Annotated in this window: 22 protein-coding genes; 5 read left to right on the plus strand and 17 right to left on the minus strand. The window is 69.5% G+C overall.

The features are described 5' to 3' along the window. Positions 1-29 precede the first annotated feature (29 nt). The 7 genes from AC0662_RS29645 to AC0662_RS29675 form a co-directional block, all read right to left on the minus strand. A complete protein-coding gene (locus AC0662_RS29645) occupies positions 30-755 on the minus strand; it encodes a GOLPH3/VPS74 family protein (protein ID WP_478304728.1) in 726 nt (241 codons plus the stop codon). Next, positions 748-957, minus strand: a complete 210-nt coding sequence (locus AC0662_RS29650) for a type II toxin-antitoxin system antitoxin (RefSeq protein ID WP_452196910.1) — start codon at positions 955-957, stop codon at positions 748-750. Before AC0662_RS29650 ends, AC0662_RS29645 begins: the two co-directional genes overlap by 8 nt. Before the next feature lie 2 nt (positions 958-959). Continuing rightward, a complete protein-coding gene (locus AC0662_RS29655; RefSeq protein WP_452196909.1) occupies positions 960-1871 on the minus strand; it encodes an SPFH domain-containing protein in 912 nt (303 codons plus the stop codon). Positions 1872-1961: 90 nt separating this feature from the next. Then, on the minus strand, positions 1962-2660 hold the full coding sequence (locus tag AC0662_RS29660) for an aminotransferase class IV (RefSeq protein ID WP_452196908.1): 699 nt from the start codon (positions 2658-2660) through the stop codon (positions 1962-1964). After that, positions 2653-4011: an aminodeoxychorismate synthase component I gene (gene pabB, locus AC0662_RS29665; protein ID WP_478304731.1), complete on the minus strand. Its 1359-nt coding sequence runs from the start codon at positions 4009-4011 to the stop codon at positions 2653-2655. The genes AC0662_RS29660 and pabB overlap by 8 nt, the downstream gene beginning before the upstream one ends. 42 nt (positions 4012-4053) lie before the next feature. Beyond that, entirely contained in the window at positions 4054-4833 is a 780-nt protein-coding gene (locus AC0662_RS29670; RefSeq protein WP_452196906.1) for a class I SAM-dependent methyltransferase, read from the minus strand. A 75-nt stretch (positions 4834-4908) separates the two neighbouring features. Continuing rightward, entirely contained in the window at positions 4909-5622 is a 714-nt protein-coding gene (locus AC0662_RS29675; protein ID WP_452197088.1) for an iron-dependent transcriptional repressor DtxR, read from the minus strand. A 51-nt stretch (positions 5623-5673) separates the two neighbouring features. Between AC0662_RS29675 and AC0662_RS29680 the strand changes: the two genes are divergently transcribed. From AC0662_RS29680 to AC0662_RS29695, 4 genes are all read left to right on the plus strand, one after another. After that, positions 5674-6990 carry a cryptochrome/photolyase family protein gene (locus AC0662_RS29680; RefSeq protein WP_478304734.1) on the plus strand — a complete coding sequence of 439 codons (1317 nt, stop codon included), beginning with the start codon at positions 5674-5676 and terminating at the stop codon, positions 6988-6990. Positions 6991-7062: 72 nt separating this feature from the next. Beyond that, the gene (locus AC0662_RS29685) at positions 7063-7455 is read left to right on the plus strand and encodes a GntR family transcriptional regulator (protein WP_387652797.1); all 393 of its coding nucleotides are present in this window, start codon (positions 7063-7065) and stop codon (positions 7453-7455) included. Further along, on the plus strand, positions 7452-8330 hold the full coding sequence (locus AC0662_RS29690) for an ABC transporter ATP-binding protein (RefSeq protein ID WP_478304736.1): 879 nt from the start codon (positions 7452-7454) through the stop codon (positions 8328-8330). The genes AC0662_RS29685 and AC0662_RS29690 overlap by 4 nt, the downstream gene beginning before the upstream one ends. Next, entirely contained in the window at positions 8327-9376 is a 1050-nt protein-coding gene (locus AC0662_RS29695) for an ABC transporter permease subunit (RefSeq protein WP_478304738.1), read from the plus strand. The genes AC0662_RS29690 and AC0662_RS29695 overlap by 4 nt, the downstream gene beginning before the upstream one ends. Here the strand turns inward: AC0662_RS29695 and AC0662_RS29700 are convergent. The 6 genes from AC0662_RS29700 to AC0662_RS29725 form a co-directional block, all read right to left on the minus strand. Continuing rightward, a complete protein-coding gene (locus AC0662_RS29700) occupies positions 9342-10583 on the minus strand; it encodes an APC family permease (RefSeq protein ID WP_478304740.1) in 1242 nt (413 codons plus the stop codon). The two genes, AC0662_RS29695 and AC0662_RS29700, sit on opposite strands and share 35 nt — an antisense overlap. Beyond that, positions 10583-11419, minus strand: coding sequence for a class II fructose-bisphosphate aldolase (locus AC0662_RS29705; RefSeq protein ID WP_452196901.1), 837 nt, complete (start codon positions 11417-11419; stop codon positions 10583-10585). The genes AC0662_RS29700 and AC0662_RS29705 overlap by 1 nt, the downstream gene beginning before the upstream one ends. Positions 11420-11432: 13 nt before the next feature. Further along, on the minus strand, positions 11433-12347 hold the full coding sequence (locus tag AC0662_RS29710) for a 1-phosphofructokinase family hexose kinase (RefSeq protein ID WP_478304743.1): 915 nt from the start codon (positions 12345-12347) through the stop codon (positions 11433-11435). Continuing rightward, positions 12335-13465, minus strand: a complete 1131-nt coding sequence (nagA, locus tag AC0662_RS29715; RefSeq protein ID WP_452196899.1) for an N-acetylglucosamine-6-phosphate deacetylase — start codon at positions 13463-13465, stop codon at positions 12335-12337. Before nagA ends, AC0662_RS29710 begins: the two co-directional genes overlap by 13 nt. Continuing rightward, complete coding sequence (locus AC0662_RS29720) at positions 13462-14430, minus strand: ROK family protein (protein ID WP_478304745.1); 969 nt, start codon at positions 14428-14430, stop codon at positions 13462-13464. The genes nagA and AC0662_RS29720 overlap by 4 nt, the downstream gene beginning before the upstream one ends. 132 nt (positions 14431-14562) lie before the next feature. Beyond that, positions 14563-15261 (minus strand): TetR/AcrR family transcriptional regulator, encoded by a 699-nt coding sequence (locus AC0662_RS29725; protein ID WP_452196897.1) that lies wholly within the window; start codon positions 15259-15261, stop codon positions 14563-14565. Between the two features lie 238 nt (positions 15262-15499). Between AC0662_RS29725 and AC0662_RS29730 the strand changes: the two genes are divergently transcribed. Continuing rightward, entirely contained in the window at positions 15500-16222 is a 723-nt protein-coding gene (locus AC0662_RS29730; protein ID WP_478304748.1) for a hotdog family protein, read from the plus strand. 9 nt (positions 16223-16231) lie between these two features. On the opposite strand, the gene AC0662_RS29735 is transcribed toward AC0662_RS29730, so the two are convergent. The 4 genes from AC0662_RS29735 to AC0662_RS29750 all read right to left on the minus strand — a co-directional run bounded on the left by AC0662_RS29735 (position 16232) and on the right by AC0662_RS29750 (position 19104). Then, positions 16232-16816 carry a CGNR zinc finger domain-containing protein gene (locus AC0662_RS29735; RefSeq protein ID WP_452196895.1) on the minus strand — a complete coding sequence of 195 codons (585 nt, stop codon included), beginning with the start codon at positions 16814-16816 and terminating at the stop codon, positions 16232-16234. Positions 16817-16819: 3 nt separating this feature from the next. Beyond that, positions 16820-17830, minus strand: a complete 1011-nt coding sequence (locus AC0662_RS29740) for an SPFH domain-containing protein (RefSeq protein ID WP_452196894.1) — start codon at positions 17828-17830, stop codon at positions 16820-16822. Beyond that, complete coding sequence (locus AC0662_RS29745; RefSeq protein ID WP_452196893.1) at positions 17830-18123, minus strand: hypothetical protein; 294 nt, start codon at positions 18121-18123, stop codon at positions 17830-17832. Before AC0662_RS29745 ends, AC0662_RS29740 begins: the two co-directional genes overlap by 1 nt. A 273-nt stretch (positions 18124-18396) precedes the next feature. Continuing rightward, positions 18397-19104 (minus strand): TetR/AcrR family transcriptional regulator, encoded by a 708-nt coding sequence (locus tag AC0662_RS29750; RefSeq protein WP_452196892.1) that lies wholly within the window; start codon positions 19102-19104, stop codon positions 18397-18399. Positions 19105-19173: the final 69 nt, after the last annotated feature.

Raw genomic sequence — 19173 nt, forward strand, 5'->3', positions numbered from 1 at the left:
TGAGTGCTGAACCATAGCGGCGAACAGGGTCACCCCGCGGCCGAGTACTGCGTCTGCTGCAGCGACCTCTTCAACGCCGGTACGACGGGACCGACGCGGACCGCGAGCTGCGCCAGCCGATCCTTGTGCCGCGCCTTCTGTTCCTTGGTGACGACCGCCCGCAGATCCGCGGTGGACGCGAGTACGACGACCGACGCGTCGCGCAGGTCCACTCGGGAGACGAGGCGAGACGCTCGCAATGTGTCGCGGGCGCTCTCGAGGAGTTGGCGACGTACCAACGGGTGGCGGACGGTGACGCGGTCGGCCGGGATGATGCCGAGGATGCGGTGCGGCTCGACCCTGATCAGGTGGGCGCGGGCGAGCTCGTCGCGCACGTGGCGCACGGTGGCACCCGGCCGCCGGTCGATCCAGTGCCGCCAGCGCCGCGGGCCGACCGCGCGCAGCTCCTGGAGCACCGCGGCGAGGACCGGATCCGCAGGAGCCGGTGCCGTCGTCACTCGCGCTCGGCCGTTGTCGTCCTCGAGGTTCCCGGCGAACTGCAGATCCACGAGCACCGCTGCGCGGAGGAGTTTCCCGAGCTTCGAGCGAGCGCTCAGCCGCCCTCGCTGCGGATCGTAGGCGAGCAAGAAAAGCCTTGCCGCCAAGGACTCCGGCGGCTTTGCGTTGCCTAGCGCAACTACCTTCCGGGTGGTCCGTGGTTGCCTTGTCAGACCCCGGGGACCGCGCGGCTCCGCGATCGCTGACTTCCTACTCATCGGCTTCCTCCTTCGACGGGCGGCCGGGGCGACGGAGTTTGCCCACGCCGGACGGCAACCGGCCGGCTTCGGCCAGGGCCCGGCGGAGCAGGTACTCGATCTGGGCGTTGGTGCTGCGGAGGTCGTCGGCCGCCCACCGGGCCAGCGCGTCGTGCACCACGGGATCCAGCCGGAGCAGGATCTTCTTGCGGTCGACTGCCACGATTACTGGTAGAGCGAGCCGGTGTTCAGGACAGGCTGGGCGTCCCGATCACCACAGAGGACGACCATCAGGTTGCTCACCATCGTCGCCTTGCGCTCCTCGTCCAGCTCGACCACCTCGTGCTCGGACAGCCGGTCCAGCGCGAGCTCGACCATGCCGACCGCGCCCTCGACGATCCGCTGCCGGGCCGCGACGACCGCGCCCGCCTGCTGACGGCGGAGCATCGCCTGCGCGATCTCCGGCGCGTACGCGAGGTGGGTGATCCGGGACTCGATCACCCGGACGCCGGCCGCGTGCACCCGCGCGCCGATCTCCGCGGACAGCTTCTCGGTGATCTCGTCGGTGCTGTCCCGCAGCGACAGGACGTCGTCGTCGGAGTGCACGTCGTACGGATAGCTGTTGGCGATGTGCCGGACCGCGGTCTCGGTCTGGATCGCGACGAACTCGACGAAGTCGTCCACCTCGAACAGCGCCTGCGCGGTGTCCTCGACCTGCCAGACCACCACCGCGGCGATCTCGATCGGGTTGCCGTCGGCATCGTTGACCTTGGCAACCGCCGTCTCGTGGTTGCGGATCCGGGTCGAGACCTCGCGGCGGGTGGAGATCGGGTTCACCCAGCGCAGCCCGTCGGTGCGCAGCGTCCCGGCGTACCGCCCGAGGATCTGCAGCACCCGCGCCCGCCCGGGCGAGACCGCCGTCAGGCCCGCGGCGACGATCACACCGGCCACGAACAGCACCACGCCGAGCGTGACCATCCCGCCGTGCCCGTTCGCGATCCCGAACGCGAACTGCACCACCGCGGCGATCAGCACCAGCAACGCCACGACCGCCACCGGCCAGCCATTCACATCCCAGGCCTTCCGCTCGGTCACCTTCGGCGCCGGCATCTCCACCACACCATCCACGTCCACCATCACCCGCTCCTCTCGAATAGCTCGAAGGTAGCAAAGTGATATCACATTTTCAAGCGAGAGCTGCCCCCACGCTTGGTGGGTTCTCGGGCGTTACGGGAGGCGGGCGGCGAGGGTGTCGAGGTGGGTCTGCCAGACGGTGGCGTGCGAGTTCGGGAGCGGGTCGATGGCCGACGGGCCCCAGGCGTGGACGGGGCGGATGCCGTGCAGGGCGTTCAGGAGCCAGGCCTCGGTGGTGTCGCGGAGGGCGTCGGGGGTGATCGGGTGTTCGGAGGTCTCGACGCCCTGCGCAGTGGCGATCTGGCGGAGGAGACGAGCGGTGACCGACGGGAGGAGCGGGCGGTCGGACGGCGGGAAGCAGAGGGTGTCGTCCTCCCACCAGGCGACCGCGGAGTACGCCGCCTCGAGCACGGTCCCGTCGCTGTCCAGCAACAGGATCTCGTCGGCGCGGTCGGGTGCCGCCTCCTTCAGCTTGCCCAGCAGTTCCAGGTCGGGACCCTTGACCCGTGGCGCCGTCCGCGGATCGGGACCGTCGTGTACGGCGACCCGCACCCGCCCGCCGATCGGTGGCGCCGGCCGAAGCTGGACCGCGAGCTCGCCCGACGCCTTCAGCTCGAACCGCGGGAACCACCGGCCGAACCCGGGCAACCGCCCGATCTGCTCGTCCCAGAACCGATCCGCGGACACCCCGGCCGCGGCGCAGGACCGGACGAACCGGTCCCGATGCAGCTCCAGTCCCCGGACCTTCCCGTTCGCCACCAGAAACGAGTCCGCCACCAGCAGATCACTCATGTCCCCCGCCTTTCCCGCCGACAGCCGCCGTTGCCTTCAGCACCATTTCGTCGTACTCCGCGACCGGATCGGAGTCAAGCACGATCGCACCCCCGGCGCCGATCACGGTCTCGTCCGGAGTCAGTACCGCCGTCCGGATCACCACGCTCAGGTCCGCGCGCCCGTCCACGGTCAGGTAGCCGAGCGCCCCGGCGTACACGCCCCGCGCGCTCCACTCGAGTTCGTCGATGATCTGCATCGTGCGGATCTTCGGCGCCCCGGTCATCGACCCCGGCGGGAAACACGCCCGGACCGCGTCCACCGCGGTCACCCCGGACCGCAGCCGGCCGCGGACGGTCGTCACCAGCTGATGCACGGTCCGGTAGCTCTCGACCTCCATCAGCTGCGGCACGTTCACGGTGCCCGGCTCGCTGACCCGGCCGAGGTCGTTGCGGATCAGGTCGACGATCATCAGGTTCTCGGCGCGGGTCTTGTCGTCCTCGGCGAGTGTCTTCGCGGCGAGCTGGTCCTGCGCCGGGTCGAGGTCCCGCGGTGCGGTGCCCTTGATCGGGCGGCACTCGGCCCAGCCGTCCGTGTCGACGGTGAGGAAGCGCTCCGGCGAGGAGCTCGCCACCGCGAGGTCGCCGTACCGCAGGAAGGCGGCGTACGGCGCCGGGTTCGCGGACCGTTGCCAGCGGAAGAACTCGAACGGGTCCTGGACCGCGGGCAGCCGGACCCGGTTCGTCAGGTTCACCTCGTAGGTCTCGCCGGCCTCGAGCTCGGCGAGAACGCGCGCGATCCCGGCCAGGTACGTCGCGCGGTCCTGTTCGAGGTGCGATTCGAGGTCCAGCCGGGCGATCGCTGGTTGGTCCACCGACCCCATCCACCAGTCGGCGGCGGCCTCCTCGGCGCGGTCCAGCCAGTCCTCCCCGGCGCCGGGGAGGTCGAGCGCGACGAGCCAGGTGCGATCTCGGTCGTGGTCGATGACGACGAACCGGTTCGCCCAGATCCACAGGGCGTCGGGCGTCGGCGACTCGTGAGCGGTCACTCCCCCGGTGAGCGCCTTCAGCTCGTAGCCGAAGTACCCGACGTAGCCGCCGCAGAACAGGCCGGCCAGCTCGGCCGGCGGTTCTCCGGCGCGCGCCGCCAGCAACTCGTCGAGCTCAGCGAACACGTCGCCGTCGGAAACATCCCGGGTGATCACCTCGGCACCGGCGCTCGTCCCGAGGACGGAGACGCGGCGCGGCACCCGGTCGGTCAGGCTGCCGTCGAGCCAGAACGCGACCGGTTCAGCGGCCAGCAGTTCGCGGTAGACCGTCTCACCGTCGAGCGCCCGGTCGAGCGTCCGGACAGACCAGCGCAGCGCACTCACAGGCACACGGTACCGACCGCGCGCCGCGGATGGACCCGGTGATCAGGAGACGGTCAGTGCCACCTTGGTGCGCATCGCCGTGATCCGGCGGATCGGGATCGCGACCTCGAGCCCGTCCTTCGACTCCGCACGGTCCGCGAGCCAGGCCGCGGCGGTGTCCCGCCGTACGTCGGGTGTTCCTGGGAGGTACAGCGCGTTCACCAGCCGGAGGGCGTCCTCGCGGCTGCGGATCGTGTACACGTACCGCTCGCGCTGGCTCTCCATCACGTGGAACCCCGCGTGCTTGAGCTGGTCCTTCAGCTCGGTGATCTCGCCACCGGCCGGGAACTGCGGCGTCGACCGCAGCCGCGTGGTCAGACCGCTCAGCGTCCGGATGTCCCCGCGCCGCAGTGGCCGGACGGCGGGCACGATCGCCGCCAGTACGCCGCCACGGCGCAGTACCCGGGCCGCTTCGGCGAGCACCTCGGGCAGCGGCTGCAGGACCATCAGGCCCATAGAGCAGGTGACGACGTCGAAGACCTCGTTCGCGAACGGCAGGTGCAGCGCGTCCGCCTGCACCTTCGGTCCGGGCGCCCCGGAGAGCTGGGCCGGGTTGTTGTCGACCCCGACCACCCACCGCCCGTACAGTTCGCGCGCCACCGGGCCGTTACCGCAGGCCAGGTCGAGCACGCGGCGCGCCTCACCGGACACCGCGCGGACAAGCCAGCGGTACGGCGTGTGATCACCCGCCACCGCGCGGGACAGCAACGCCTCGGTGCTACCCGGCGCTGAGGTGTGGAACTCCCGCAGGTACTGCGGCCAATCAACTGGATTCTCTGACATCGCGGTCCGACGCTACCCGCTGGCAACCCGGCGTACCTCGTTGGGTGCGCAGCGTTAACGCAGTGTTGACCTCTCTCAGACCCGGCTGACGAAGATGTGGCCGGCGGTCTCGTCGCTGATCACACCACCGGCTTCGCGGCTGCCGACCAGGACACCCTCGGCGTCCAGGGTCGAGTCGACCTCACGACCGGGCAACGCACCGGCCTTACGCAGCACGGCCATCGCGCCGTCGTCGGTCTGCACCGGCTCGGCGATCCGGCGGACCAGCACCCGCACGCTCTCACCGGTGGCCGTGTCGAGCACCTGGTCGAGCGGCTCGACGCCGATCCGGAAGTCCTCGATCCCGCTGGCCTGGCTGCTGGTCTGCAGCTCCTCCAACCCCGGGATCGGGTTGCCGTACGGCGATTCGGTCGGGTTACCGAGGAGCTGGAGCAACCGCAGCTCGACGGCGTCGCTCATCACGTGCTCCCACCGGCAGGCCTCGGCGTGCACGTCCTCCCACTCGAGCCCGATCACGTCGACCAGCAAGCGCTCGGCCAGGCGGTGCTTGCGCATCACCCGGACCGCCTGCTTGCGACCGACGTCGGTGAGCTCGAGGTGCCGGTCACCTTCGACCTTGATCAGACCGTCCCGCTCCATCCGCGCGACCGTCTGACTGACCGTCGGGCCGGACTGGTGCAACCGTTCGGCGATCCGTGCCCGCAGCGGCACGATGCCTTCTTCTTCGAGCTCGTAGACGGTCCGCAGGTACATCTCGGTGGTATCGATCAGGTCGCTCACGACAACCATTCTCACCTATGTAGGCAAGCCTCACCCAATTTCGCTGGGTACAGGCGGAGGATGGGCCCAGTGACAGCAGTGATGTGGTTTCGGCGAGACCTCCGGTTGACGGACAACCCCGCGCTCCTGGACGCGGTGAACGCGGGCGACGGACGGGTGCTGGGCGTGTTCGTCCTGGATCCGTTGCTGTGGGGGCGGTCCGGCGACCCACGCCGCGAGCACCTGGCCGGGTCGCTGCGGGCGCTGTCGGCGGCGATGGACGGCCGGCTGGTGGTGCGGCAGGGCGATCCGGCCACCGTGATCCCGGAGATCGCGGCGGAGATCGAGGCGGCGAGTGTGCATATCAGCGCGGACTACGCGCCGTACGGACAACAGCGCGACGAAAAGGTTGAAGCCTCATTGAAGTGTCCGTTGGTGCGCACGGGGTCGCCGTACGCGATCGCGCCCGGGCGGGTGCTGAACCAGCAGGGCCAGTCGTACCTGGTGTTCACGCCGTACTACAAGGCCTGGCTCGCGCACGGCTGGCGGCAGCCGGTCGAGGCGCCCGCGAAGGTGACGTGGGTGAGCGTGGATGGCGAGAAGCTTCCGGAAGGTACGGCGGACGGTGCCGGCGAGAACGCGGCGCGCGAGCACTGGCACGAGTATCTGGACAGCGTCGGCGAGTACGACGACCAGCGCGACCGCCCCGACCTGGACAGCACCTCGCGGATGTCGATCCCATTGAAGTGGGGCGAGCTGCATCCGCGGACGATGCTCGCCGACCTGGCCCGCAAACGCAGCGACGGCGCGCAGGCGTACGGCCGCGAACTCGCCTGGCGGGAGTTCTGCGCCGATCTCCTGGCGCGCTACCCGCAGGCGGCGTGGAAACCGCTGCGGTCCGAGTTCGAGAAGATGCAGTACGACGAACCCGACGAACTGTTCGACGCCTGGCGCGCGGGCCGCACCGGCTTCCCACTCGTCGACGCGGGGATGCGGCAGCTCGCCGAGACCGGGTTCATGCACAACCGGGTCCGGATGGTCGTCGCGTCGTTCCTGGTCAAGGACCTGCATGTGCACTGGAAGTACGGCGCCCGCTGGTTCATGCAGTCGCTGTACGACGGTGACCTCGCCTCGAACTCGCTGAACTGGCAGTGGGTGGCCGGCTGCGGCGCGGACGCGGCGCCGTACTTCCGGATCTTCAACCCGATCACGCAGGGGCTGAAGTTCGACCCGCAGGGCGACTACGTCCGGCGCTGGATCCCCGAACTGCGCGGGCTCGCGGGCAAGAAGGCGCACGAGCCGTGGAAGCACGGCGGCGCCGACGGCTACCCGGACCAGGTCGTCGACCACGGCGAGGCCCGCCACGAATCCCTCCGCAGGTACGAAGCCATCCGCTGATCCACCGCGCTCTTGACGCGGCGCTTGCCCATACACCTATAGTGCTAGGTAACTAGATGAATGGGGTTATGGATGATCGAGTTCCATCTGGACGGGCGGTCGGGGGTGTCGCCGTACCAGCAGATCGTGCAGCAGGTCCGGAACGCGTTGCGGCTCGGACTGCTGCGGGAGGGTGATCAGCTGCCGACCGTGAAGGACGTCGTGGCGGCGTTGGCGATCAACCCGAACACGGTGCTCAAGGCGTACCGCGAACTCGAGCACGAGGGCCTGGTGCAGGCCCGGCCGGGGCGCGGCACGTTCGTCACCCGCACGCTCACCGACAACTCGCTGGCCGCCCACGGCCCGCTCCGCCAGGACCTCCGCCGCTGGCTGGCCAAGGCACGCAAAGCAGGCCTCGACGACGAAAGCATCGAGGCGCTGTTCCTGACCACCTTTCGGTCCGCCGCTCAGGAGGACATAGCTTGAACACCGTTCTGCAAGCTCAGGGGCTGGGGAAGAAATACGGGCGGCGCTGGGCGCTGACCGATTGTGAGCTGGAAGTGCCGGCCGGGCACGTGGTGGGGCTCGTGGGGCCCAACGGCGCCGGTAAGAGCACGTTGCTGAATCTGGCGGTCGGGATGATCACGCCGAGCGCCGGAGCCGTCGAAGTACTGGGGGCACCGGCCGGGACACAGCAGGCGAAGGTCGGGTACGTCGCGCAGGACACGCCGACGTACGCGCGGTTGAGTGTCGCCGACCACCTGCGTCTCGGTGCGCGACTGAACCCGGCGTGGGACGAATCCCTTGCCCAGCAACGGATTCAGAACCTGAAACTGGACCCGAAGCAGCGCGCCGGCCGGCTGTCCGGCGGTCAGCGCGCGCAGCTCGCACTGACACTCGGGCTGGCGAAACAGCCCGACCTGCTGATCCTCGACGAGCCGGTCGCCGCGCTCGATCCGCTCGCGCGCCGGGAGTTCCTGCAGGACCTGATGGAGGCGGTCGCCGAGCAGGAACTGAGCGTCCTCCTGTCCTCGCACCTCGTCTCCGACGTCGAACGTGCCTGCGACTACCTGATCGTCCTGGTCGACTCGCGCGTCCAGGTCAGCGGCGAGATCGACACGCTGCTCGGCACGCACTTCCGGCTTGTCGGTCCGCGACGTGACCAGAAGGACCTGCCGAAGAACCAGCACGTGGTGACCGCGAGCCACACCGACCGGCAGTCGACGTACCTGATCCGGACCGACCAGCCGATCCTCGATCCGGCCTGGACGGTCACCCAACTCACGCTCGAGGACCTGGTGCTGGCCTACATGGGGCGCGACGTCCAGCCCGAGCGCCCGGTCCTGGAGGTGCAGCGATGATCTGGCTGACCTGGCGCCAGTTCCGCGTCCAGTTCCTGGTCGTCGCGGGCGTGATCCTCGCGGCCGCGATCGTGCTCGCCGCGACCGGACCGAATCTGCTCGACGACTACCACCGCCTGACCGACGGCTTCATCCAGAGCCTCGGCTACCAACGCCTCAATCCGGCGCTCTACCGCGTCGGCGAGGTCCTGCTGTACGCCGTTCCGCCGGTCATCGGTGCGTTCTGGGGCGCGCCGATGATCGCCCGGGAACTGGAGACCGGTACGCATCGGCTGGTGTGGAGCCAGAGCATCTCGCGGCGGCGCTGGCTCGCGACGAAGCTCGGCGTGACCGGCCTGTCCGCGATCGCGATCACCGGCCTGCTCAGCCTCGCGGTCACCTGGTGGTCCGGCCCGATCGACGATGCGATCAACGCGGGCCAGGACTCGAACAACTACCTGCCCCGGATGTTCCCACCGGTCTTCTCCGCCCGCGCCCTGGTCCCGGTCGGGTACGCCGCGTTCGCGTTCGCGCTGGGAGTCGCGGTGGGTCTGGTGATCCGCCGTACCGTCGTCGCACTCGCGGTGACGTTGGCCGCGGTGATCCTGATCCAGATCCTGACCCCGACGTTCATCCGGCCGCATCTGCTCGCGCCGACGGACAAGTACATTGTCGCGACCGGGGAGAACGTTCGCGGATTCGGGCTCAGTGGGGACGGGCCGACCCCACAGGTGCAGATGATGGAGGTCGCGACCGGAGCAGTCGGTGCCTGGAAGCTGTCCGACGACACCGTCGACAAGTCGGGTCACAAGGTGGGCATCCTGCCGTCGTGGGTGATGAACTGCGCGCCCGCGCCGCCGCCGGGGCTGAACCAGCAGCCGACGACTCCCGCCGACCGGAACGCGTGTTTCCAGCGGCTCGCCGACGAGGGGTACCGGCAGCACGTCAGGTACTTCACCGCGGATACGTTCTGGGCGTTGCAGTGGCGCGAGTTCGGGCTGTTCTTCGCGCTGGCGTTGGTGCTCTGCGGGTTCAGCTTCTGGCGGATCCGGCGCGACCTGTCGTGAAGCGCCGGGCCACCAGCCCGACAACCAGAACGCCGGCGGCCGCGACCGCCGACACCCACGGGAGCGTGACCGCGAGCACGACACAACCGGTCAGGCCGACCACGTTCACGAGGCGCGGCCAGCGGCGCTGATCGGCCGGCTGGGTGAAGGCGGAGGCGTTCGCGATCGCGTAGTACAGCAGGACGCCGAACGAGGAGAAGCCGATCACGCCGCGCAGATCGGTCGTGAGGACGAGGATGCCGACCACCACGGCGAGCGCGAGCTCGGCGTGGTGCGGCACCTGGTACCGAGGATGGACGGCGGCCAGCCAGCGGGGCAGGTCGCGGTTGCGGGCCATCGCGAGCGCGGTGCGGCCGATGCCGGCGATCAAGGCGAGCAGGGCGCCGAGGCTGGCGAGCGCGGCACCGATCCGGACGATCGGCAGCGCCCACACCGCACCGACGTTGTCGAGCGCGGCCACGAAGGGCGCCGCGGCCGCCGCGGGATCACTCACCCGGAGCAGCGCCACCGCGACGACCAGGTAGATGCCGACAGCAACAGTCAGCGCGATCGTCACCGCGCGCGGGATGGTCTTCGCCGGTTCGCGGACCTCCTCGCCCATGGTGGCGATCCGCGCATACCCGGCGAACGCGAAGAAGAGCAGTCCCGCCGACTGCAGAACGCCGTACGGCGAGGTCGCGGTGGCGGTGTGGTGGTGCGAGGGGTGGGCGAAGAGCGGGACGAGCACCATCGCAAGGATCACGAACGTGAACGTGACGATGATCCTGGTGAGCTGGGCCGTTCGGGTGATGCCCCGGTAGTTCACGGCGGCCAACGCCAGCACCGCGGCGAGAGCGATCAGCCGCCGAAGCCAGCCGATGTCGGTCACGTACGTCGCGAACGTCAGCGCCATCGCTGCACACGAGGCGGTCTTGCCGATCACGAAAGACCAGCCGGCCGCGAACCCCCACCACTCCCCCAGGCGCTCACGCCCGTAGACGTAGGTCCCACCCGAGACCGGGTAGACCGCGGCGAGCTGCGCCGACGACGCCGCGTTGCAGTAGGCAACGATCGCCGCAATCACCAGACCGATCAGCAGACCGCCCCCGGCCGCCTGAGCCGCCGGTGCCCACACCACGAACACCCCGGCCCCGACCATCGAGCCCAGCCCGATCACGACGGCGTCCCCGAGACCGAGACGCCGCGCGAGACCGGGCTGGCCGGACATCAGACGGCTTTCAGGACACTCAGCAGGCGGGCGACCTCGGTGGCGACCGTGTCGCGGGCCGGGCCTAGGTACTTGCGGGTGTCGACGAGCTTCGGGTTCTCGGCGAGGACCTGGCGGACCTTGTCGGTGAAGACGTTGTTGAGGTGCGTCGCGATGTTCACCTTCGTCATCCCGGCCTCGACCGCCCGGGTGAGGTCCGGGTCCGCGACGCCGGACGAGCCGTGCAGGACCAGCGGGACCGCGACGGCCTCGTGCAGTTGAGTGATCAGGTCGAAGTCGAGGGTCGCCGTACGCTCGGTCATCGCGTGCGAGGAGCCGACGGCGACCGCGAGCGCGTCGACGCCGGTCGCCTCGGCGAACGCGACGGCCTCGTCCGGACGGGTCCGGGCGCCGGGCGCGTGTACGCCGTCCTTCCCACCGACCTCACCGATCTCGGCCTCCACGAAGACACCGTGGTCGTGGCAGTACTTCGTCACCTCGGTGGTCGCCGCGACGTTGTCGTCGTACTCGAGCTTGGAGCCGTCGTACATCACCGACGTGAAGCCGAGCGTGACGGCTTCGGTGACCAGGTCGCGGTCCATCGCGTGGTCGAGGTGGACGACGACAGGCACCGTCGCGGCGGCGGCCGCGGCGAGGGTCGCGACACCGATCGGCTTGAGCGCGCCGTGGTACTTCACCGCGTTCTCGCTGATCTGCAGGATCACCGGCGCACCGGCCTGCTCGGCGCCGGCGATCAACGCGGTCGCGTGCTCCAGCTGGATCACGTTGAACGCGCCGACACCACGACCGGCCTTAGCAGCGGCCAGCACAACTTCAGCCCCAGAAACCAACGGCATGAGGGAACTCCTTCTACTTAACGGTGACCTGGGGTTGCCAGCGGCGGTATGCGGCCAGATCGATGTCTCCGGCAACGGGCGTCAGCACCGCGGCAGCGGACGCGGCGACAGCGGACTTGAGGACGACGGACCAGTCGGGCTCCGGCGACTCCGCGACCGCCGCGGCGACCACCGCCGTACACGCGTCGCCCGCGCCGGTCGGATTGCCACGCACGGTCTCGACCGGCAACGCCCGCCAGACGCCTTTCTTGCTCGCGGCAACCATCCCGCGCGGTCCGTCGGTGATCACTGCCGCGGTCGCACCGCGCGCGACCAGCTCGGACGCGCCTTCCTCGACCTCGACGTCACCCACCGCCGCTCGCAGCTCGGCCGCATTCGCCCGTACGACGGCGCCCGCGCCCGCGGCGGCCGTCAACGCGGCACCACCGGCGTCGATCACCGACAGTACGTCGTGATGGCGGGCCCGCACCGCGAGCTCGGCGTACGCATCGACCGGCAGACCCGGCGGCAAGCTCCCGGAACATGCCAGCACCGCCAGCCGTCCCCACGGCATCCGGTCGCCGAACGCGCGCCACTCGTCCGCGGTCACCGACGGCCCCGACTCGTTGAAGATCGTCGCGTCCCCATCCACCCCGTTGACGACGGCGACGGTACGCCGAGTCTCGCCGGCGATCGGAGTGAGCAACGCGGTCAGCCCGGCGTCGAACAGCTCTTCGGCGACCAGCTCACCGGTGACCCCACCAACGAATCCGAGCACCAGCGCCTGATGCCCGAGAGTCGATGCGACCCTGGCGACGTTGACGCCCTTGCCGCCCGCGCGCCGGCGTACCTGCTGGACGCGGTGACTGCCGCCGACCACCAGTTCGTCGACGTCGTAGGTGACGTCCAGCGCCAGGTTGAGGGTGACGGTGCCGATCAGTCCAGCCATGATCCGGCCCGCATCACCTTCTGGACGGTGTACTCGGCATCCAGCAGCACCAGGTCCGCGCGCTTGCCGGTCTCGATCGAGCCCACGTCGTACCAGCCGAAGTTCTGCGCCGGGGTGGTGGAGGCCATCCGGGACGCGTCCACCAGCGAGACGCCGGCCTTGACCGCGTTGCGGTAGGCGACGTCCATGGTCAGCGTGCTGCCGGCGATCGAGTGCGTGCCGTGCGCGAGCGTCACCAGGCCGTCCTTGACGTCGACCTCGAGATCGCCGAGCTTGTACCGCCCGTCGGGCATCCCGGTCGCTTCCATCGCGTCGGTGATCAGCGCGATCCGGTGGACGCCGGCCGCGGCGAGCGCGACCCGGACCACCTGCGGGTCCAGGTGCATGCCGTCGTTGATCACCTCGAGCAGCAGTCGCTCGTCGTTCAGCGCGGCACCGACCGGACCGGGGTCGCGGTGGTGGAACGGCCGCATCCCGTTGAACAGGTGCGTCGCGACGGTCGCGCCGGCGTCGGCACCCGCGACCATCTGCTCGTACGTCGCGTCCGTGTGCCCGAGCGCGGCGACCGCGCCCGCGTCGACGACCTGACGGATCGCGTCCAGTCCGTTCTCCAGCTCGGGCGCGATCGTCACCATCTTGACCGCGTCGCTGAGCACCTTCGCCACGTCGTCCTTGAGCGGCGGCCGCAGCAGCGACGGCTCGTGCGCGCCACACCGCGCCGCGGACAGGAACGGCCCCTCGAGGTGCACGCCCGCGATCACGCCGTCCTCAAGCAGGTCCGCCAGGCAAGCGGTCTGCGAGACGAGTACGTCGAGCGGCGCCGTCACCAGGCTGGCCAGCGTGGTCGTCGTACCGTGCCTGCCGTGGAAGGCCGCGACCTTGCGGGCCTCCTCCGGATCGGTGGTCGAGTACGTCGACCCGCCGCCACCGTGGGTGTGGATGTCCACGAACCCCGGCACCACTGTCACGTCACCGAGGTCCTCGGGCCGCTTGCCGTCGGCCGGCATCCCCTCGGACCGGCGCCCGAACGCGCGGATGTCCTCGTCGACCACCTGGATCCAGGCGTTCTCCAGAACATCGTCCGGCGTCACCAACCGCCCCACGCGGTACGTCGTCATTCCTGGCCCTCCTCAGTGGCGCGGTCCCAGGCCATCTGTGCGGCGCCGAGCATGCCCGCTTCCTCGCCCAGTACGGCGGCGACGATCTCCGGCTCGCGCTGGAACGTGAGGCGCGCGTGCACACCCGCACGCAGCGGCTCCAACAGCGTCTCACCGGCGCCGATCAGGCCGCCACCGATCGCGATCCGGGTCGGCGCCACGAGGGTCGTATAGAGCACCAGCGCGTCCACGAGGGCGGCCAGCGCGTCCTGCCAGACCTGCGCGGCGTCGGGGTCACCGGCCGCCAGCAGCTCCATCACCTCGCGGGCACCGTCCACGGTCCGGCCGGTGCGGGCGGCGTACCGGCGGGCCAGCGCGGCGGCCGAGGCGACCGTCTCGAGACAGCCCCACTGGCCGCAGGCGCAGAGTTCCGCGGCGTCGCCGTGGATGAACTTCGAGTGGCCGAGCTCACCGGCGTACCCGTCGCCGCTGACCAGCGAGCCGTCGACGATCATCGCGGCCGCGATCCCGGTGCCGAGCGGGAGGAACATCGCGTTCGTGGTCCCGGCCAGGGCTCCCTGGCGCAGCTCGGCGTACCCGCCGGCGCGGACGTCGTGGGCCAGCACGATCGGGACGTCGTCGCCGCCGGTCGCCTGGACCGCGGCCTTCAGCTCCGCGAGTACCGGCGTACCGACCCATTCCAGGTTCTCGGCGCCGACGGTGCCGTGCTCGGCGTCGATGACACCGGGCACCACGACCCCGATGGCACGCACCCGATGGCCTTCGGCCCTCGCCTTCTGGCCGAGCTCGACAACGGTCTCCAGCAACGCCTCGAGAATCCCGAGACCGCCGCCCCGAGGATCATCGGCAGGCTGCGGCGTCGGCCTGGTCTCGCGGTGCAGCAGGGCACCGTCGGCCGCGACCAGGCCGCATTTCATCCGGGTTCCACCGAGGTCGACGGCAACCACGACTTCACAGGGGTCCACGGAGCGCCATTATGCAGCGTTTCTGCCCCGCCCGAACATCCGTGAGCAAAACGCGGACAAATTCAGGCGGACCACTGTGCACGGTGGTCCGCGGAGCCGTGGGCATGGAAATCACGGCCCCGCGGACGTCGATCAGGATCGCAGACCGCGGTCGAAGGCCGCGACCAGGAATGCGACCAGGTTCTCGGCCAGCTTGCCGGGATCCTCCGGACCGGCGGTACCCAGTCCGGTCGCCTGTGACGTCGACGACAGTGTCGACGGTGTGGTGGACGACGTGGTGGACGCCATCGTGGACGGCGCGACGGCCAGTGCCTGTGACTGGTGCAGAGCCAGCAGACCCAGCATGTTCACGTACCCGAAGGCGACCGCGTCCGGCGTGGCCTGCGGCAGCGCCCGCTGCAGCGCGGCCAGGTACCGGCTCTCGATCGGATCCGACTCGGCCGCGTACAGCTCGCGGATCCGCCGGCTCGGATCGAACGCGATCCGGCCGATGAACCGCGCGATCACGGCACCCCGCTCACCGCGGCGCAGCACCAGGTCCAGTCCGGGCTCGATGAAGGCCCGGATCAGCTCCTCCGGTGTCGGTGACCCGCTGGCCTCCAACTGGTCCAGCCGGCGCCGGCGCTCGGCGTTGACGGGCGCCATTGCCCGGCTGACCGCGGCCCGCAACAGGGCTTCCTTCGATCCGAAGTGGTAGTTGACCGCTGCGATATTCGCGGCGGCCGCGACCGTGATGGCCCGCAGCGAGGTTCCTTCATAGCCCCCTTCGCCGAACCGCTGCTCGGCGACGTTGAGCAGCCTTTCCCTGGTCGTTTCGACCGGTGTCTCCACAGAGTTCTCCTTCCCCCCGGCTACCGCTCGCTCAGGCACCCCACCTGCTCACGCGCAGTAGCCTGCAGTCAGCATAGTTCAAACGGTCATTTGAACTGGAGGGCTCAGCCCGGTTGTCTCCGAGAAATCCTCAGATTTCTCTGAAACCCTCTACTTCCCACCACTCTCCGCGTTCACACCTCGATCACACCCTGTGCTCGGGCGAGTAGTTCCGGTGACTGGTCTAGGGTCGTGAGCCATGAATTTCGTGCGGGTCGAGCGGCGGTTCCAGGGGCCGGAGCGGTCGGGTAACGGCGGGTACGTCGCGGGTTTGGTCGGGACCGCACTGGCCGGGAAGCTCGACGGATCGCACGTTCCCACGGTGACGCTGCGGAAGCCGCCGCCCCTGCAGAAGGACCTCGGGCTGGCGGCCGCGGCGGACGGCGCGCGGCTGACCGACGGTGACGCCGTGGTCGCGGATGCAGTACCGGTCGGCAGCGACGAACTCGTCGACGCGACGATCGAACCGGTGCTGCCCGAGGAGGCGCGGGCGGCCGAGGCGTCGTACCGCGGGCTGCGGGATCACCCGTTCCCGACCTGCTTCGTCTGTGGGCCGGCGAATCGGGACGGTCTGCAGTTGAAGCCCGGGCCGATCGGCGACGGGCGGACGGCGTGCACCTGGAAGCCGGGCGGCGATCTCGCCACCGACGGGCTGGTCGACGAGGTGTTCCTCTGGGCGGCGCTGGACTGTCCTGGCGGCTGGACGATCGATCTCGAGGGCCGTCCGTCCGTGCTCGGCCGGCTGACCGCATGCATCGACGCGCGACCGCAGGCCGGCGAGGAGTGCGTCGCCCTCGGCCGCTACCTCGGCGAGGACGGCCGCAAGACGTTCACCGCAAGCACCCTGTACGACGCCGACGGCCGCGTTCTCGCCCGCGCCAAGCACACGTGGATCACGGTGGACCCCGCCGCGTTCAACTAGTGCGGGGCACTAGCGCACGCGGGCCGCGTGGGCTCGGACCTTGGCTCGGTTGCCGCAGGTGGCCATCGAGCACCAGCGGCGGCGGCCGCGCGGGTCGAGGAACAGCCAGCCGCATGACGGGCAGATCCGAACGTGCTCGCGGGACGGACCGGTCAGCAGGTCACCCGCGAGCAGCGCGACGTTGTGGAGCGGGAGCGCAGCGTCTTCGGGCAGCTGCCAGATCGGGCCGCTGTCCGATCGGACGAGTCGCCGGCGGCCGGAGGCGTCCTCGATCAAGTGGGCGACGGCCTCGAAAGTGTTGTCGGACGCCTGACCCGCCAGGACGTCGTACAGGTCGGCGCGGAAGGTGAGCGCGGCCCGCAGGTGTTCGTTGGGGGCGCCGACGAGTCGGGTCACCGTGGCGGGCGCGAGCAGGCCGACGTACGAGTTCCAGATCAGGAAGGCGTCGTACGACGTCAGCCACTCGGTCCGGGCGGGGCCTCGGGTGGTCCACTCGGACCGAGTGTTGACGAAGTCGAGCACCGGGTGCGCGCCGACCGGCTTGGGCAGGACGACGCCCTGCACGAGCTCGAGATGGGACGGCAGCGCACTCATGCTTTACCTGGCCGGCTGCGTCGGGGTGACCGGCGCGGACGGCTCCTGGTTCGGCAGCTGTCCCTGTTGGGTGGTCGTCGGCACCGGGATGCTGACGTTGCCGTTCTGCGGGATGACCATGAACTGGATCTTGCCCGATTCGATCGCGGTCTTCAGCAGGTAGCCGTTCGCACCAAGCATCGCGACCTGCTGCTTGACCGACTGCAACTCGACGTTGACCTGCTGGTTCTTCTGCTCCTGGGTGGCCTTCGCCAGCTCGGCACGCTGCTTGGCTTCCAGGCCGTCGATGATGCCCTTGTCCAGCGGCATCGGCTTCTGGACCGTGAACGACAGCTCGCCACAGTCGTTGCTGCCGTTGTAGCCCGGGCCGCAGAAGTAGTCGCCACCGACCGCGGCCGGCAGCAGCCGGGTGAATTCCTTGGCCGCCGCGCTCTGGAACGCCGACTTCTTCGCCTCGTTGTTGTAGAGCTCGGCCCACCCGTAGTTGGTCGCGACCGCGGCCAGCGCCCGGTCGATCTGCGGGCGGAAGTAGCTCTGCAGCATCGTGTTCCAGCCACTCTCTTCGTACGCCTCGGTCTTCAGGCCGATCCGTTCGTGGAAGGACTTGATGACGTCCTTGTCCCGGTTCAGCGTGAAGTAGACCTGGACCCGGACGCCGAGCCGGACGTTGTCCTTGCTGACCACGGTGACCTCGTCGCCCGCGTCGGTGTCCGCGCCGTCGCCGCCGATGATGTACGAGCGCTGGTCGATCGGGTACGTGTAGACGGTGTCACCGGGGCCGATCAGCGAGTTCGTCGAACCCGGCGGGATGATCGACTTGAACTTCTTGTCCTCGATCACGCCACCGCCGTAGTGCAGGCCGATCCGGTTCGCGTCGGTGTTCGCGAAGTTGAAGATGTTGAACAGCGCGATGATCACGATCACCGCGACGATCAGGCCACCGATCAGCTTGGCCTTCCCGCTGCCACCACCCTTCGGCTTGATCGCCGTGGCAGCGTTCCCCAGTTTCACCATCAGTCGTCGAGCTCCTTGTTGCTTTCCACCAAGCGCCGGATGTCGGCGAGGGTCAGGTCGGCGGTGACCGCGACGTCGCGCGGTACCGACGGATGCGAGCTGAGCGTACGCAGGCCCTGCTCGGCAGCCGCGACCGCCCGCTCCAGCGTCCGGACCTCCCGCATCAGCGCCCGGTGCTCGGCGTTGACCTCGGCAAGTGCCTGCTCCGCCTGGGCGGCCCGGCGGTACGACGCCCACGCCCACCAGGCGGTTCCGATCAGCAGGACGAGGGGAATCAGGCCGAGTCTGATCATCTTCCGATTGTCGTTCATCCCTGGGCGAAAACTGGTTGAACGGTGATCCGGGCGGCAGTAAGTTCTCAGTACACGCGAAGGGAGGTGGTCCAAGGCATGTATAGCTATCGGACTCGTGAGGTGGCGGCGGGCTGACCCGCCAACCACATTTGTGTGGGCAACGTGGTGGGCTAATTCAACGCCGGCCACCGGGCCCGCGGGCAGTCAGGTAGTCCGCCTGACCCTGAGCGTCGACCACCCGGTCGTGTCTCTGGAAGCGCCCGCGGGCTTTTTCTATTCCGGAGCAGGGCAGTCGAGGCCGAGAGCCTCGCCGATCTCGAAGAGCTGCGCCTCGAAGTACGCCGCGGCGTCCGGCAGCACCCAGTGCAGCTGACCGAAGACCTCCATGCAGATCAGGCCGTAGAGCCTGGTCCAGTAGTTCAGCGAGAGGTAGATCGCTCCGGGCGGCATCCCGTGGAAGTGCTCCGACTCGGCCGTGAGCTGCTCGACCAACGCCGTACCCAGTTGTTCCTCGGCCGGGTGCGGGAACGGCTTCTGGTGCCACACCTGCGCGACCAGCTCCTTGAACAGCGCCCCGAAACGCATCGCCGCCTGATGCCCCGGCGTCTCCTCGTGACAGTCGTCCTCCGGATCCGGTACGGCGGTCCCGAACAACAACCCGAACTCGGCCGGATGGGCCAGCGCCCAGTCCCGCAGCCCGTTCGCCAGCAGGTAGAGCCGCGCGCCGAGGTCCACGCCCTCGTCGGTGCCCTGCAGATCGAGCAGCGCGCCGGTCAACTCGTCGTACAGGTCGGCGATCAGTGCACTGATCAGCGCCTCGTGACTCGGGAAGTACCGGTACAGCGCCGGCGGAGTGAGACCGAGCTCGCGCGCCACCGCGCGCAGGCCGACCGCGGCCGTCCCGCCGCTGACCAGCAGCCGGCGTGCGGCCGTCTTGATCTCGGCGAGCGTCGCCGCCCGGCGACGGTCCCGTCCGGTCACGCGGAACTCCTCCTTGACAGGGGTACAGGTCAAACCCCTAGAGTGAACACCGTTAACAGTTAACACTGT

Source organism: Kribbella sp. NPDC043289 (genome assembly GCF_056436705.1).